The 13,167-nt window shown below is 65.6% G+C and carries 13 protein-coding genes; 8 read left to right on the top strand and 5 right to left on the bottom strand.

The features are described 5' to 3' along the window. Nucleotides 1-9: 9 nt before the first annotated feature. Nucleotides 10-783: a 5'/3'-nucleotidase SurE gene (gene surE / locus B1A78_RS03155; RefSeq protein WP_077145557.1), complete on the bottom strand. Its 774-nt coding sequence runs from the start codon at nucleotides 781-783 to the stop codon at nucleotides 10-12. A 152-nt stretch (nucleotides 784-935) separates the two neighbouring features. Between surE and B1A78_RS03150 the strand changes: the two genes are divergently transcribed. Genes B1A78_RS03150 through B1A78_RS03135 form a run of 4 tightly spaced genes read left to right on the top strand, consistent with a single transcriptional unit; the run spans nucleotide 936 to nucleotide 4,382 of the window. Continuing rightward, the gene (locus tag B1A78_RS03150) at nucleotides 936-1,682 is read left to right on the top strand and encodes a PEP-utilizing enzyme (protein WP_256837436.1); all 747 of its coding nucleotides are present in this window, start codon (nucleotides 936-938) and stop codon (nucleotides 1,680-1,682) included. After that, complete coding sequence (locus tag B1A78_RS03145; RefSeq protein ID WP_077145556.1) at nucleotides 1,679-2,281, top strand: hypothetical protein; 603 nt, start codon at nucleotides 1,679-1,681, stop codon at nucleotides 2,279-2,281. The genes B1A78_RS03150 and B1A78_RS03145 overlap by 4 nt, the downstream gene beginning before the upstream one ends. Then, nucleotides 2,278-3,996, top strand: a complete 1,719-nt coding sequence (locus tag B1A78_RS03140) for a pyruvate, phosphate dikinase (protein WP_077145555.1) — start codon at nucleotides 2,278-2,280, stop codon at nucleotides 3,994-3,996. Before B1A78_RS03145 ends, B1A78_RS03140 begins: the two co-directional genes overlap by 4 nt. Then, a complete protein-coding gene (locus B1A78_RS03135; protein WP_077145554.1) occupies nucleotides 3,993-4,382 on the top strand; it encodes an acetyl-CoA carboxylase biotin carboxyl carrier protein subunit in 390 nt (129 codons plus the stop codon). The genes B1A78_RS03140 and B1A78_RS03135 overlap by 4 nt, the downstream gene beginning before the upstream one ends. A 100-nt stretch (nucleotides 4,383-4,482) precedes the next feature. Here B1A78_RS03135 and B1A78_RS03130 read toward each other — a convergent pair whose 3' ends face one another. The 4 genes from B1A78_RS03130 to B1A78_RS03115 form a co-directional block, all read right to left on the bottom strand. Continuing rightward, nucleotides 4,483-5,466, bottom strand: coding sequence for a phosphotransferase family protein (locus tag B1A78_RS03130; RefSeq protein WP_077145553.1), 984 nt, complete (start codon nucleotides 5,464-5,466; stop codon nucleotides 4,483-4,485). A 4-nt stretch (nucleotides 5,467-5,470) separates the two neighbouring features. Next, the gene (locus B1A78_RS03125) at nucleotides 5,471-6,673 is read right to left on the bottom strand and encodes a hypothetical protein (protein ID WP_218667927.1); all 1,203 of its coding nucleotides are present in this window, start codon (nucleotides 6,671-6,673) and stop codon (nucleotides 5,471-5,473) included. A gap of 22 nt (nucleotides 6,674-6,695) precedes the next feature. After that, complete coding sequence (locus B1A78_RS03120; protein ID WP_077145591.1) at nucleotides 6,696-7,010, bottom strand: EthD family reductase; 315 nt, start codon at nucleotides 7,008-7,010, stop codon at nucleotides 6,696-6,698. A gap of 128 nt (nucleotides 7,011-7,138) precedes the next feature. Next, complete coding sequence (locus B1A78_RS03115) at nucleotides 7,139-7,831, bottom strand: GntR family transcriptional regulator (protein ID WP_179101963.1); 693 nt, start codon at nucleotides 7,829-7,831, stop codon at nucleotides 7,139-7,141. 260 nt (nucleotides 7,832-8,091) lie between these two features. Here B1A78_RS03115 and B1A78_RS03110 point away from each other — a divergent pair, with 260 nt between their 5' ends. From B1A78_RS03110 to B1A78_RS03095, 4 genes are all read left to right on the top strand, one after another. Beyond that, nucleotides 8,092-10,524: a TonB-dependent receptor gene (locus tag B1A78_RS03110; protein ID WP_077145590.1), complete on the top strand. Its 2,433-nt coding sequence runs from the start codon at nucleotides 8,092-8,094 to the stop codon at nucleotides 10,522-10,524. A gap of 130 nt (nucleotides 10,525-10,654) precedes the next feature. Then, a complete protein-coding gene (locus tag B1A78_RS22520) occupies nucleotides 10,655-12,574 on the top strand; it encodes a hypothetical protein (protein ID WP_077145551.1) in 1,920 nt (639 codons plus the stop codon). A 3-nt stretch (nucleotides 12,575-12,577) separates the two neighbouring features. Continuing rightward, complete coding sequence (locus B1A78_RS03100) at nucleotides 12,578-12,964, top strand: hypothetical protein (protein WP_077145550.1); 387 nt, start codon at nucleotides 12,578-12,580, stop codon at nucleotides 12,962-12,964. A 9-nt stretch (nucleotides 12,965-12,973) separates the two neighbouring features. Further along, a partial coding sequence (locus B1A78_RS03095; protein ID WP_144037662.1) for an SDR family NAD(P)-dependent oxidoreductase occupies nucleotides 12,974-13,167 on the top strand: 194 nt, incomplete at its 3' end.

Raw genomic sequence — 13,167 nt, 5'->3', positions numbered from 1 at the left:
AGGGGTGTCTCATGCAAACAGCCGCGCAATCTGCGGCACCACCGCATGCGCGGTCATCTCGAGCTGCAACGGCGTCACCGACACCTTGTTGTCGAGCACCGCATGCAAATCATTCCCATCGTCGTCGCCGCCGTCGGGGAAACCGATCTTGATCCAATAATAGGGGACGTGGCGCTCGTCGACGCGGCGGACGGGGCGGAAACAGCCCGAGGGGCGCTGGCCCTGTGTCGTCGCGCGGATGCCCGTGACCTGATCGACCGGGCAATTTGGGAAGTTGACGTTGACGAACAGACCTGGCGTCCAGTCGAGCTCGAGCAATTGCCGGATCACGATCGGCGCATATTTGCGCGCGGTGCCCCAGTGGATTTCGCTCTGGTACCGGATGATCTGGCTGAGCGCGATCGCGGGGATGCCGAGCACCGCGCCCTCCATCGCCGCCGATGCGGTGCCCGAATAGGTGATGTCCTCGGCCAGATTGGGGCCGCGGTTGATCCCCGACAGGATCAGGTCGGGCTTCCTGTCGGTCATGAATTCATAGATGCCGAGCAACGCGCAGTCGGTCGGCGTGCCGCGCACCGCCCAATGGCGTTCGTCGCGCTGGACCACGCGCACGGGATGGCTGATCGACATCGAATGGCCCGCGCCCGAGCGTTCCTCGTCGGGCGCGACGACCCACACATCGTCGCTGAACTGGCGCGCGATTTCTTCGAGCAGGATGATGCCCGGCGCGTCGATGCCGTCGTCGTTGACCACCAGGATGCGCGGGTTGGCTTTCAGGCCCATCGTTTCGTCCTTCCCCAGATTTGCTTGTCGACCCGGCATAGTCTGGCAAAGGTCATTGGTCAATATCGTCAAACGATTTTGCCCAATGCTTGTTGACATCGGGCCGCGCTTCGGCCACCTAGCGGCAAAGAAATAAGCTTAGGGGAAGAGGGTTGGCCAAGCTGCCTATCGACGATGCGCTCTACGTAAAACCGCCGGCTTCGCCGCTGGTCGAGGCGACGCTGGGCCTTGTCCAGGAACTCGTCCGCAGCCGTCTGCGCGAATCGGGGCGCGACTGGGAAGCGTTCACCATGGCGGGCGCCGACGACCTTTTGACCACCGAAGATTTCGAGGCAATCGAGGCGCGGTTGCTCGCGAGCGGGCACCGCTTCGACTGGTCGGCGAGCATCTCGGTCGCCGAGCGGCCCGATGCCTATAAGGCGGCGGGCGACGACGCGGCGACCGACGCCGGTTTTGCGCATCCCGACGCGCCGGCGGGTGACGCCGACGAGCAGGGCAGGGCGCTGCGCGGCGTCGGCGACAATGTCGTCCAGCACGCGCAGGACAGGCGCGGCACCGCGCGCTACATTCGCTCGAACGAGCGGGTATTGTCCTATCTGACCGACGGCGTCCCGCCGGGAACGATCGCGGTGATCGACGACAGCGGGGGCACGCTGACCGCACCGATCATCGAGCAGTTCGCGGGCGTGATCTGCGCGGGCGGGACGGTGCGCTCGCACCTCGGCATCCTGACCCGCGAATATAATATTCCCTGCCTGATGAACGCGAAGATCAGCGGTATCCGCGAGGGCGACACGGTGGTGATCGAGGCGAGCGCGCCGGCAAAGACGACCGAGGATTATCAGGAAGGCGTCGAGCGCGTCGGCCGGGTCTGGCTGCTGGCGGGAGAAGGCGCATGAACGACCGCGATCTGGCGCTGCACGGCGCGGCGATCAAGCGCCATGCTCCGGCAAAGGCGATCGGCGAACTGGTCGGGCTGTCCGAAGAGCGCGCTACTGCGCTGCTCGCCGAAGCCGTCGCGACCGGTCGCGCGATCGAGGCGAAGGGCGCTTATGCGCTGACCCCGCTTGCGGGCGTTGCGCTGCAATCGCGCTACGGCCTGCATTTCCAGCATCTGCGCGACGACGCTGCGTTCCGCACCGCCTATGACGGGTTCGAGCGGATCAACCGGACGCTGAAGCAGATCATCACCGACTGGCAGACGCTCGATGTCGGCGGGCAGAAGGTCGCGAACGATCATCGCGACAAGGAGTATGACGCGAAGATCGTCGATCGGCTCGGCGGGCTGCACGAACAGGCCGAACCGATCCTCGCGGGCCTCGCGCGCGGACTGCCGCGGCTCAAAATCTATGGCGACAAATTGCTCGCGGCGCTCGAGGCGGCCGAGGATGGCGACGTCGAATGGGTCAGCGACATCCGCCGCGACTCCTATCACACCGTCTGGTTCGAGCTGCACGAGGAATTGCTGCGCATCATGGGCACGGAGCGCGACGAATGAGCGGCTGGACGATCAGGCTCGACGGCTCCGAACTGCCGACCAAGGAGGCCGCGGGCGGCAAGGCCTGGTCGATCGCGCGGATGCGCGGGCTGGGGTTGCCGGTGCCGCCGGCGTTCGTGATCGGGACCAAGGCGTGCCTCGCCTATCTCGACAGCGGCGATTTCCCGGCCGGGCTGGTCGAGGAGATCGACGCCGGACTGGCATGGCTCGAAGGCGAGACCGGGCGCGGGTTCGGCACTGGCGACAAGAGGTTGTTGCTCTCGGTCCGGTCGGGCGCGGCGATCTCGATGCCCGGGATGATGGACACGGTGCTCAACCTCGGCGTCGACGACGCCGGCGAGGCGGCGCTGGCGGCCGAGACCGGCCTGCCGGGATTTGCGCGCGATACGCACCGGCGCTTCCTCGAACTCTATGCGTCGATCGTGCTCAAGGCGCCGGTCGAACTCGAAGCCGATGGCGAGCCCACCGCCTGGCGCGGCGCGGTCGAAGCGGCGGGCGGCCCGGTGCCGGCCGGCGTGCGCGACCAGTTGCTCGCGACGGTGCGCGCCGTGTTCGAAAGCTGGAACACGCGGCGCGCGCGGCGCTACCGCGAGCATAACAACATCCCGCACGATCTTGGCACCGCGGTGACGGTGCAGGCGATGGTGTTCGGCAACCTCGACGAGCGCAGCGGCACCGGCGTGCTGTTCAGCCGCAATCCGCTGACCGGCGAGAATCTGCCCTATGGCGAATATCTGCCGCGCGCGCAGGGCGAAGATGTCGTGTCGGGGAAATTCACCCCGCTGCCGCTCGATGCGATGAAAGAGGCGGAGCCCGAAGCGCATGCCGCGCTGCTCGCGGCGAGCGACCGGCTCGAGCGCGAACATGGCGATGTGCAGGACATCGAATTTACCGTCCAGTCGGGTCAGCTCTACCTTCTGCAATCGCGCGCTGCGAAACGCGCGCCGGCGGCGGCGGTGCGCTTTGCGGTCGATATGGTCGCCGAAGGACGGATCGACCCCGCGACCGCGCTGTCGCGGGTCAGCGCCGAGCAGGTGCGCACGCTCCTGCTGCCGCGTCTGAAGGATGGCGCGACTGAAGGCGCGGCGGTGCTGGCGACGGGCGAGGGTGCTTGCCCGGGCGCCGCGACGGGGGTGCTCGTCGCCGACGCCGACGAGGCCGAACGGCGCGCCGCGGCGGGTGAGGATGTGATTTTGGTGCGCAAGACGACCAGTCCCGACGATGTCCACGGGATGATCGCGGCGCGCGCGGTGGTGACCGAACAGGGCGGGTCGACCTCGCATGCGGCCGTCGTCAGTCGCGCGCTCGGGCGGCCGTGCGTTGTCGGCGTCGGCGACGGCGCGGTAGCGAAATCGGGGACGGTCGTGACGGTCGATGGTGCGGGTGGGCTGGTCTATGCCGGCACGCTCGCGACCGAGGCGCCGAGCGAGCAGGACGACGTGGAACTCGCGCAGTTGATCGCCTGGGCGCGCGGGGCGAGCCCGGTCGCTGTGGTCGGGTTCGAGGACGGCCCCGACGGCTTCGATGTCGATCGCGCGCTCGCCGCAGGCGACGCCGACGGGCTGGCCGATGCGATCGGCGGCGCGGCGGTGGTGCGCGGCCATGCGCTGGCGCAGGATGATATTGCCCGCATCGCGCGCGGCGCGGGGGCGACGACGATCGTCACCGAACCTGTGCTGCCGGTGCTGCTGACGATGATCGGAGATGCGGCATGAGTTCGACGATCGAGGAAGTCCGCGCGCTGCTTGCGGGGTTCGTCCAGTCGCCGTGGCGCGACCTGCATTTCCGTTCGGGCGGCTGGTCGCTGTTCATGGCGAAGGCCGACGGCGGCGCCAATCCGATGCTGGCGCGCGCGGGCGCGGCGGTTGCCGCCGTGGCCGCGGCGCTGCGCGATGTGACCGCGCCGCACCTCGGTATTTTTTCGGCGCGCGTCGCACCGGGGACACAGGTCGAGCCGGGAACGGTGATTGGTCAGATCGACAAGCTGGGCGAGGCGACCGACGTGGTCAGCGAGGTCGCGGGGCGGATCGCGGCGGTCCTGCCTCGGGACGGCGACCTGGTCGAATATGGCGCGCCGCTGGTGCGCATGGAAAGCCGCTAAACTCCTATCGTCATTGCGAGCGCAGCGAAGCAATCCAAGGCGGTCTACGCCACTCTGGATTGCTTCGCTGCGCTCGCAATGACGAGGTTGGGGTTGCGCCTTACCCCGCCGCCATCGCGCGCTTTTCGAGCAGCGCGACATAGGCGGGGAGCACCCCCGCAAAGGCCTGAAAGCGCGGATCGGCGATGCGGCCGCTGTTGAACAGGAACGCGCCGACCGAGATGATCGCCGCCACCTTCGCCTGTCCGAGAACGGCGTAGCGCGCGACGTCGACCGCGGTGCGACCGGTGCCCTTTTCCCATTCGGCCACCATCCGTTCGGGCGACCACCAGCCGGGCAGGTCGAAACCGGCGTCGGCGAGCGAGGCTTCGCCCTGATCGTGGAACATCAGCACATAGCCGAGGTCGAGCAGGGGCTCCGAGATTTGCGCCATTTCCCAGTCGAGCAGCGCCGTCAGCCGCCCCTCGTGCCACAGGCAATTGCCATGCTTGGGGTCGCCATGCACCGGCGTCGCGGGGCCGCTGTTACGCGGCGGACGCTTCGCCAGGTCTTCGAGGATGTCGACCAGCACGGGCATCGATTCGGCGCCGCGCGCGACGTCGAGCCAATGCTGGGCTTCCTGCTGCACCGTGCGCTCGCCGGGCGGCATCGCGCCGACCGGCATGTTATGGAGCGCGATCAGTGCGTCGAACCATTGGCGGCACACACTCTCCGCGCCATCGACGGGGTCGGCGGCGAGCCACTCGGGCACCGCATATTCGAACGCGTCGCCCTTGACCTGGCCCATCAGGAAAAACTCGTCGCCGATCACCGACGGATCGGTGCAGAGTTCGAGGACGGGCGGCAGCGGGACGCCGGGCGCGGCGCCCGCGACCGCGCTCAGCACCGCATGCTGGCGCGCCATGTCATAGGGCGGCAGCAGGCCCTCCTCGGACGGGGGCATGCGCAGCACTTCGCCGATGCCGTCGACGAGATAGGTCTCGTTCGAATGGCCTGCCGATAGCGTGGTGACCCCGGTGATCCCGGCGCCACGCGGCAGATAGGTGCGGAGGCCGGCGGCGAGCCGATCGGTATCGCGCGCCATCGGATCAGACCAGCGAGTTCGCGGCGGTCAGGCCCATTTCGGGATGCTCGCCGTGGATGATCGTTTCCATGATGCCGTATCCGACCGCATCGCCCTCGGTGACCTTGATCGGGCAGTCGCGGAGCTGGCGGATGCGCTTCAGCGTCTCGACATCCATCGTATCGGCGAAATATTCGCCCTCGATCGTCAGCGGGCCGTGCCAGCTGCCATGCTTGCGTCCGTCGAAGCCAAGGTAGAGCCCCGGCCCGAGATGGACGCCCGAGGTGCCGACGACTTCGACCTCGACGCTGTGCGTGCCGCCCTGCAGCATGTCGAAATGGACGGTGCCGCCGAGCAGCCGCCGTGTCTTGTCGTCGAAGCGCATTTCGGGGCGCACGCGCGCGACCTTTTCCTGCGTGCCGTCGGGCAGGTTGCGATAGCCCGAAGAGTAGAAGATGTGCCCCTGCTTCGACATATAATAGAAATGATAGCTGGTCCGTTCGCCGCTCGGGCTTTCGAGCATGAAGGGGCTCCAGATCAGCACGAACTCGCCTTCGCCGAACTTGACGTCGCCGAAGTCGGACGAGGGGCGGACGTCGGCATTGTGCGCGCCCACGTCGAGCCGGGTGCCCCAGCTATGGTCGCGATATTCGGTCCATTCCTCGGGATTGACCTCGAAGCGCTCACCCTCGATCTCGACCCAGCCCGACGGCACGCCGATCTGGTGATAGCGCACGACGTCGGAGCCCACCCGAAAGCCGTCGCGTTCGCGCTGCTTGTGGCGATCCTCGAAGAAGGGCGGCATTTCCGCGGTGAAGGTGATGTCGTAGCTGATCGGCTGCGCGTCGTTCTTGGCGAGCGTGTAGCGGACCTTCCTGAGCGGCTCGATGATCTCGTAGGTGATCGGTCCGACGCTGGTGATCGACGGGTCGTCGCGCAATTCGCGATTGGCGCGCACCGTCCATTGCTCGCTGCCGCGCGACACCGCCGCCCAGCCGTCGAGCACGCCGCGGTTGTGATAGCGGCCGAGCCCGAAATCGATGCCCATCGTGCCGTCCTTGCGGACGATCGCGGTCCAGATCTTTTCGGTCCAGCTCTGTTCGGAGGTCGACACGGTCGAGAAGGTGTCGACGATCTGGTGGTTCAGCACCTCGTCGAGCGCGGTGATCATCCCGATGTCGCTCATCGCATTGCGGACATAGGGGGTGTTGGGATTGTAACGGGACATTCTCGCGCTCTCCTGGATGATATTAGGCTGCGGCCAGTTCGCTGACCTGCAGGATCGGGGTGACGTTGGTGTAATTGGGAATATCGGCGAACAGTGCGTCGCCGTTCGCCGCGATCGCCGCGTCGAAATCGGCGCGCGACGTGAAATGCATCTCGCTGACGGCCCAATAGGGCGGGGGCGATCCGTCGAGGGCCGCGGTGCCGATAGTGGTGCGTATTGCCGTCAGCCCGTGCGGCGACAACAGCGCGCGGGCAGTTTCGGCGTGCGACGTCAGATAATAGCCCGCGTCGAACCGGCTCTCCGGATCATTCGGATAAATCGCCGTGATGCACAGCATGCCCATCTCTCCCGCGGCTCGCGATTCGACCGAGCTCGTTGCGAGGGGAGTAAATGCGTAGGACGATTTCGTCCAGTGATTTTAATGGACAGATTTCGCCTGCTTGGTGCGGCGGTGCAATAAAAACCTCAGATTTCCAAGGATGGAAAGGCGTGCGGCGGCAATTCGTGGATCGTTTTTCGCGTGCCGTCGAAGTGTTTTTTCACCGCTTTGTCGGCCGAAACGGGGTCGTTTTCGACGATCGCCTTGGTGATCTTGGCATAGCCCGACGCGTGCAGCATGCGCTGCCGCTCGGTCTGGATCGTCTCGACCTGGGCGCGAAACAGGTCGGTGCGGCTGAGCGGCATCGCGCGCGCCAGTTCCATATTGCCCCCGATGTCGATCATCGCGTCGTAAAATTGCCGGCGGCGGTCGAGATAGAGGCCGCGATTGCGTTCCTTGGTCGCGGCATCGATGTTCGCGGCGGCGAGCTGCATGCGCTTGCGCTGCGCGTCGGTGCCGCAATTCTCGGCGGCGAGGCGGGCGCCGAGGCGCGCCAGCGGTTCGAGCGTGTCGAGCAGATCGAGCACCGACTTGCGGTCGAGCGTGCTGATATAAGCCCCGCGGAAGCGGTTGAGCGTGACGATGCCGGCGGCGGCGAGATGCTTGAGCGCCTCGCGGAGCGAGCCGCGGCTGATGCCGAGTCTGCGCGTCAGGTCGGGCTCGAGAAGATGCTGTCCGGGCACGAAGGCGCCGGCGCGGATGCCTTGCAGGATCGTTTCGGATACCCGGTCGGCGGCGCTTGCGACCGATCCGTCATTGACCGCCTTTGCGTCCATCATATCGTCCGCATCCGCGCTTTTTCGTGCCTTTTTCGTGCTTGTCGCCATCTCGGTTCCTGCCCCAAATTTCCCGTCATGTAACCCAAGTCATGCCGGTCGTCCATCATCTGTCGCAAAAGCGTCGAACACTGTCATCACACGAAATCGTCAGACGATATTGACGGATGGCGATTGGTATGAAATGAATGATGACGGATGGGGGCTTCCTGTCCGCCACGGACTCGCAAAAAAGCGGGCCGCTTTGGGAAGGATCACAGGTCATGAAATCTGCGCGTTTCGTCATATTGTCAGGCTGTTCGCTGGCCATGCTCGGCGCGGCCTCGGTGCCGGCTTTTGCCCAGGACGCGCCGGCACCGGCCGCCGAATCGACGGGATCGGGCGATTCCGACATCATCATCGTCACCGCGAACAAGCGCGACCAGAATATCCTCGACGTCGGCCTGTCGATCACCGCCGAAAGCGGCGAGGCGCTGGTCACGCGCGGGATCACCTCGCCGACCGACCTCGGCAAGATCGTCCCCGGCCTGACCGTCCAGCCGTCGCCGTTCAACACCCCGGTCTATACGCTGCGCGGGGTCGGCTTCTACGAGACCACCCTGTCGGCCGCCCCGACGGTCGCGGTCTATGTCGACGAAATCCAGCTGCCCTTCAGCGCGACGACCAAGGGCGCGGCCTTCGACATCGAGCGCGTCGAAGTGCTCAAGGGCCCGCAGGGCACGCTCTTCGGCCAGAACACCACCGGCGGCGCGATCAACTATGTCGCGGCGAAGCCGACCGATACATTTTCGGCCGGCGTTGACGCCAGCTTCGGGCGCTTCTCGACCTTCGACCTGCAGGGGTTCGTCAGCGGGCCGCTCAGCGACACGCTGAAGGCGCGCGTCGCGCTGCGCACCGTGCAGGGCGGCGCCTGGCAAAAGAGTTTCACCCGCGATGACAAGCTCGGCAAACAGGACCAGTTCCAGGGCCGCTTCCTGCTCGCATGGGAGCCGAGCGACAGCGTCCGCCTGCTGTTCAATGCCAATGGCTGGATGGACAATGGCGACACGCAGGCAGCGCAGATTCAGAGCGATACCTGCGCGGTGACCCCGGCGCCGACCTGCGGCAGCCCGGCCGGCATTGCCTTCGCCAATTATCCGCTCGCGCCGCAGAATGCGCGCGCCGCCGATTGGGGCTATGGCATCTATCGCAACGGCTTCAACGACTTCAACGCCTCGACCGATTACAGCCAGTTCGATTATTCGGAGCAGGGCCAGTTCGGCCGCCGGCCGAAGCGCGACGACCGCTTTTACCAACTCAGCCTGCGCGCCGACATCGACCTCAGCGATGTCCTGACGCTCACTTCGATCACCGCTTATTCGGATTACAAGACCGACTCGGTGCAGGATTTCGACGGCACCGTCCTGTCGTCGGTCGATACCAACACGAGCGGCTATATCCGCGATTTCTCACAGGAATTGCGGCTGTCGGCGACGCTCGACCGCGCCAACATCATCGTCGGCGGCAATTACAACAAGGCGTCGACCTTCGACCGGCTGTTCTACAATTTCAGCCAGGGTCCGTCGTCGGACCCGCTGTTTACGATCCCCAATTCGCCGCAGGGACAGCTCACCTTCAACTATTCGGATCAGGATATCGAGGGCTATGCCTTCTTCGGCAATGTCGAGTTCGAGATCACCGACAGCCTGACCCTGATCGGCGGGGCGCGCTATACGAAGACCAATCGTGACTTCCAGGGCTGCACCAACGATTATCAGGGCGGCACCGCGATCTGGTGGAACGCGCTTTTCGGCACCAATGTCCAGCCGAACGGCTGCATCACCCTCGATCCCACGCTGACGCCCTATAATCCGGCGCTGTTCGACAAGCTCAACGAGGATAATCTGTCGTGGAACGTCGGCGTCAATTACGAGACGGCGGGCGACACCCTGTTCTACGGCCGGGTGAGCCGCGGGTACAAGTCGGGCAGCTTCCCGACCGCGTCGGTGGCGAGCGGCCTTGGCTACACGCCGGTGACGCAGGAATCGGTGACGGCCTATGAAGTCGGCATCAAGGCGCCGCTCGCCGACCGCAAGCTCGAGCTGACCGCAGCCGCCTTCTACTACGACTATAAGGACAAGCAGCTTCGCGGCCGCCTGCCCGACCCGGTGTTCGGAACGCTCGACGGGCTGGTGCAGATTCCCAAGAGCCGCGTGCAAGGCGTTGAAATGTCGCTGCTGGCGCGGCCGGTCGACGGCCTGCGGATCAGCATCGGCGGTACCTATATCGACACGAAGATCCAGGAGTTCATCGGCTTCCAGCCCGACGCGACCACCGCCGACTTCAAGGGCCAGCGCTTTCCGTTCGCGCCGAAGCTGACCGCGATCGCCGACGCCGAGTATGAGTTTCCGGTCGGCGGCTCGGTCGATGCCTATCTGGGCGTGTCGATGACGCACAACAGCAAGACGTCGTCGACGCTGGCGAACCGCGATACCGCGACGATCGATCGTGACGCGCGCTTCGACATGCGCAGCTACACGCTGATCGACCTGCGCGCCGGGATCAACATCCCCGACAGCAAGCTCCGCGTCGGGGCGTTCGTCCGCAATGTCGGCAATGTCTATTACTGGACCAATGTGCAGGACACGCTGGCGTCGGTCTCGCGCTTCGCCGGCATGCCGCGCACCTATGGCGTGCAGGTCAGCTGGCGGTACTGACCACCTAAATCCCGGCCTTGTCCGTGTTACGGAATCGTTCTACGATTGAACGATAAAAGGCTGCCCGACTTCGTCCGCACGGCACCACCTCCCGCCGTGCGGGCGATGCATCGCCCGATTGGAGAGAGTGATGGCCACGCTGTTCGCGAACGACACCACAGACATGTCTGGCACCGCCGGAAATGCGCCGCCGATCGTCGAGCGCATCCCGCCGATCCCGCCGCGCCAGAAGGCGCATGGCCCGCTCACCGCCTATCGCCTGCGCCGCTTCTACGCGATGCTGGCGCTCGTCTTCGCCGCCGGGGTGGCGCCGATCCTGCTGGGGATGAGCGCGCAGTGGAAGGCGTTCGGGCTGGGGCTGCTGTTTCCGGGCGCGGGCTTTCTCTATGCCGGCAGCGCGCTGAGCATCGCCTTTGCGGCGCTCTCCTTCGCCGCCTTCGCGGTCATCATGTTCATCTGGTGGGCGCGGGGGGTCATTCTCGGACCGCCGGGCGTGCTGATCGGCACCGCGCTGCTGTCGGCGGCGTGGATCGAGGGCGGTAGCGGGGTGGCCTGGATGGAAGCCGCCATCCCGGGCGCCGTTGCCGTAATGCATCTCTATTTCGCGGTCCGGCGCCGCAGCACCTTTGCCGCGCAGCAGGCGCGGGGAGCATTGCTCAACGCCGAACTGGCAAAGGCCGAACCGATCTTGCGCGACCATCCGGTCGTCGCGGCGCCCGAAATGCCCGACAGCCAGATCAAGGAGTTTCGCCGCATGCTCGACCTGGCGTTGCAGCCGGTCGACAGCTGGACCGGCTTCGGCATGGACGACACCTGGCAGGATGGCGCGCTGCGTTATCAGATCTGCACCATGTCGTGGAACCTGGCGCTGGGTCAGTACACCCAGCTTCCCGCCTTCCACGGCTATCTCAACACCGCGCAGGAAAATCTGATCCGCAAGCATATCGACCGGAAAACATGGAATTACTGGTATTGGGAAAGCATGTGGGGCAACCTCAAGCCCGACAAGAACCCGGTGCATATCGACAATATCATGCTCACCGGTTTCCTCGGTGTCAGCCTTGGCCTGTTCGAGACCGCGAGCGGCACCTCGCCGTTCAAGGACCCGGGCGCGCTGACCTTCCGCTGGGACGAGAAAACCGCTTTCCCTTACAGCCATGCGACGATGCTCGAAGAGGTGGTGAAGAACTACAAACGCTATGACCTCGGCTGGTTCCCGTGCGAGCCCAAGTGGATCTATTCGATGTGCAACCTCGTCGGGCGGACGTCGCTGGCGCTGCACGACGCGCGTCACGGCACCGACTATGTCGGCGAGATCAGCGACCGGTTCGAGCATACGATGCACGAGGAAATGATGATGGCCGATGGCCGCATCAAGGTCTGCACCTCGACCCCCTTCGGTTTCCAGGTGCCCAGCCTGTCGGGGCTGTTCGGCGAAACCTGGGGCATCCGTTTCATGACCCCTTATGCGCCCGATCAGGCCGAGCGGCTGTGGCAGGTGCTGAAACAGGATTTCATCCGCGTCACCGACGATGGCATGCTCGATTTCAAATTGCTGCCGCTCGGCTGGGATACGCGCAAGCCCGCCGATTTTTCGAAATGGCCCGAACTCAATCCGCTGATCATGGTGCTGTGGTCGTCGCTCGAGATGGGCGACGAGGCGGTAATCGCGGCGACGCGCAAGACGATCGATAGCCGCTATGGCGAAGGCATTGCGGACTCGATGACGTGGAGCGGCCGCAACACGGTGCGCGACATGGTGACCAAGGGATTGCCCGAGGCGTGGGCGACCGGGCCGATCCTCGCCGATGCGACCTATCCCGAGGCGATCGTGACGCGCGCGGTCACCGACGGCACCGCGCTCAACCTGGTGATCCATCCGGGCGAGGGACCGTGCCGGACCGACCTGGGTTTCGCGCGGCTGGTGCCAGGACGCAGCTATCGGCTGACCCACACCGACACGCCGATCGTTGCCGGGACCGACGGCACCGCGCGCGCGACGGTGAGCCTGGACGGCCGCACCGCGTTCGACCTGGTGCCGGCGGGATAGGCGATGGCCTGCTGCATCATCGCGACCCTTTTGCTCGCCCAGTTCATCGCGATGCTGCGACGCTGGGGTGTCTTCTGGGGCGTGGTGCAGCCGCGCGACTATGAGGATGGCGAGACCATCTACCAGCGGATCAGGGGCTGGTTCGCGCGGCCCGCCGTTCGCCGCACCGCCTTTGCACTCGCGGCGATCGAACTCGCGATGGTCGGCGGCTGGACCTATGTCGAACATGGCGCGCATCTCTATCGCATCGCCGATCAGGCGGTCGGCAAGCTGCGCGGGCAGACGATCATCTATGCGGGACTCTGTTCGGAGGACAGCAAGGAAACCGGCGTGCGCATCGTCATCGCCTCGGTCGACGGCGACGCACACCACGCCTATCGCATGAATTGACGGCACCAGATGGCGAGCGACGAATTTGCCGGCAAGGTTGCCATCGTCACCGGCGGCACGCGCGGCATCGGCCGGGCTACGGCGCATATGCTGCTGAGCCGCGGTGCGCGGGTCGTCGTGGTGGGCCGCGACGGCGCCAATCTGGATGCGGCGATAGCCGAACTGGGTGCGGCGGGCGAGGCTATCGGATGTCGGGGTGATAT

Source organism: Sphingopyxis sp. KK2 (genome assembly GCF_001990265.1).
Classification (GTDB): Bacteria; Pseudomonadota; Alphaproteobacteria; order Sphingomonadales; family Sphingomonadaceae; genus Sphingopyxis.
The sequence above is the reverse complement of the archived record's forward strand: the minus strand, read 5'-3'. Positions and strand labels throughout refer to the sequence as shown.

Excerpts from the sequence above, each read along its gene's own strand:
- surE (WP_077145557.1), bottom strand. The coding sequence starts at position 783 with ATGGGCCTGAAAGCCAACCCGCGCATCCTGGTGGTCAACGACGACGGC.
- B1A78_RS03145 (WP_077145556.1), top strand. The coding sequence starts at position 1,679 with ATGAACGACCGCGATCTGGCGCTGCACGGCGCGGCGATCAAGCGCCAT.
- B1A78_RS03140 (WP_077145555.1), top strand. The coding sequence starts at position 2,278 with ATGAGCGGCTGGACGATCAGGCTCGACGGCTCCGAACTGCCGACCAAG.
- B1A78_RS03135 (WP_077145554.1), top strand. The coding sequence starts at position 3,993 with ATGAGTTCGACGATCGAGGAAGTCCGCGCGCTGCTTGCGGGGTTCGTC.
- B1A78_RS03130 (WP_077145553.1), bottom strand. The coding sequence starts at position 5,466 with ATGGCGCGCGATACCGATCGGCTCGCCGCCGGCCTCCGCACCTATCTG.
- B1A78_RS03125 (WP_218667927.1), bottom strand. The coding sequence starts at position 6,673 with ATGTCCCGTTACAATCCCAACACCCCCTATGTCCGCAATGCGATGAGC.
- B1A78_RS03120 (WP_077145591.1), bottom strand. The coding sequence starts at position 7,010 with ATGCTGTGCATCACGGCGATTTATCCGAATGATCCGGAGAGCCGGTTC.
- B1A78_RS03115 (WP_179101963.1), bottom strand. The coding sequence starts at position 7,831 with ATGATGGACGCAAAGGCGGTCAATGACGGATCGGTCGCAAGCGCCGCC.
- B1A78_RS03110 (WP_077145590.1), top strand. The coding sequence starts at position 8,092 with ATGAAATCTGCGCGTTTCGTCATATTGTCAGGCTGTTCGCTGGCCATG.
- B1A78_RS22520 (WP_077145551.1), top strand. The coding sequence starts at position 10,655 with ATGGCCACGCTGTTCGCGAACGACACCACAGACATGTCTGGCACCGCC.
- B1A78_RS03100 (WP_077145550.1), top strand. The coding sequence starts at position 12,578 with ATGGCCTGCTGCATCATCGCGACCCTTTTGCTCGCCCAGTTCATCGCG.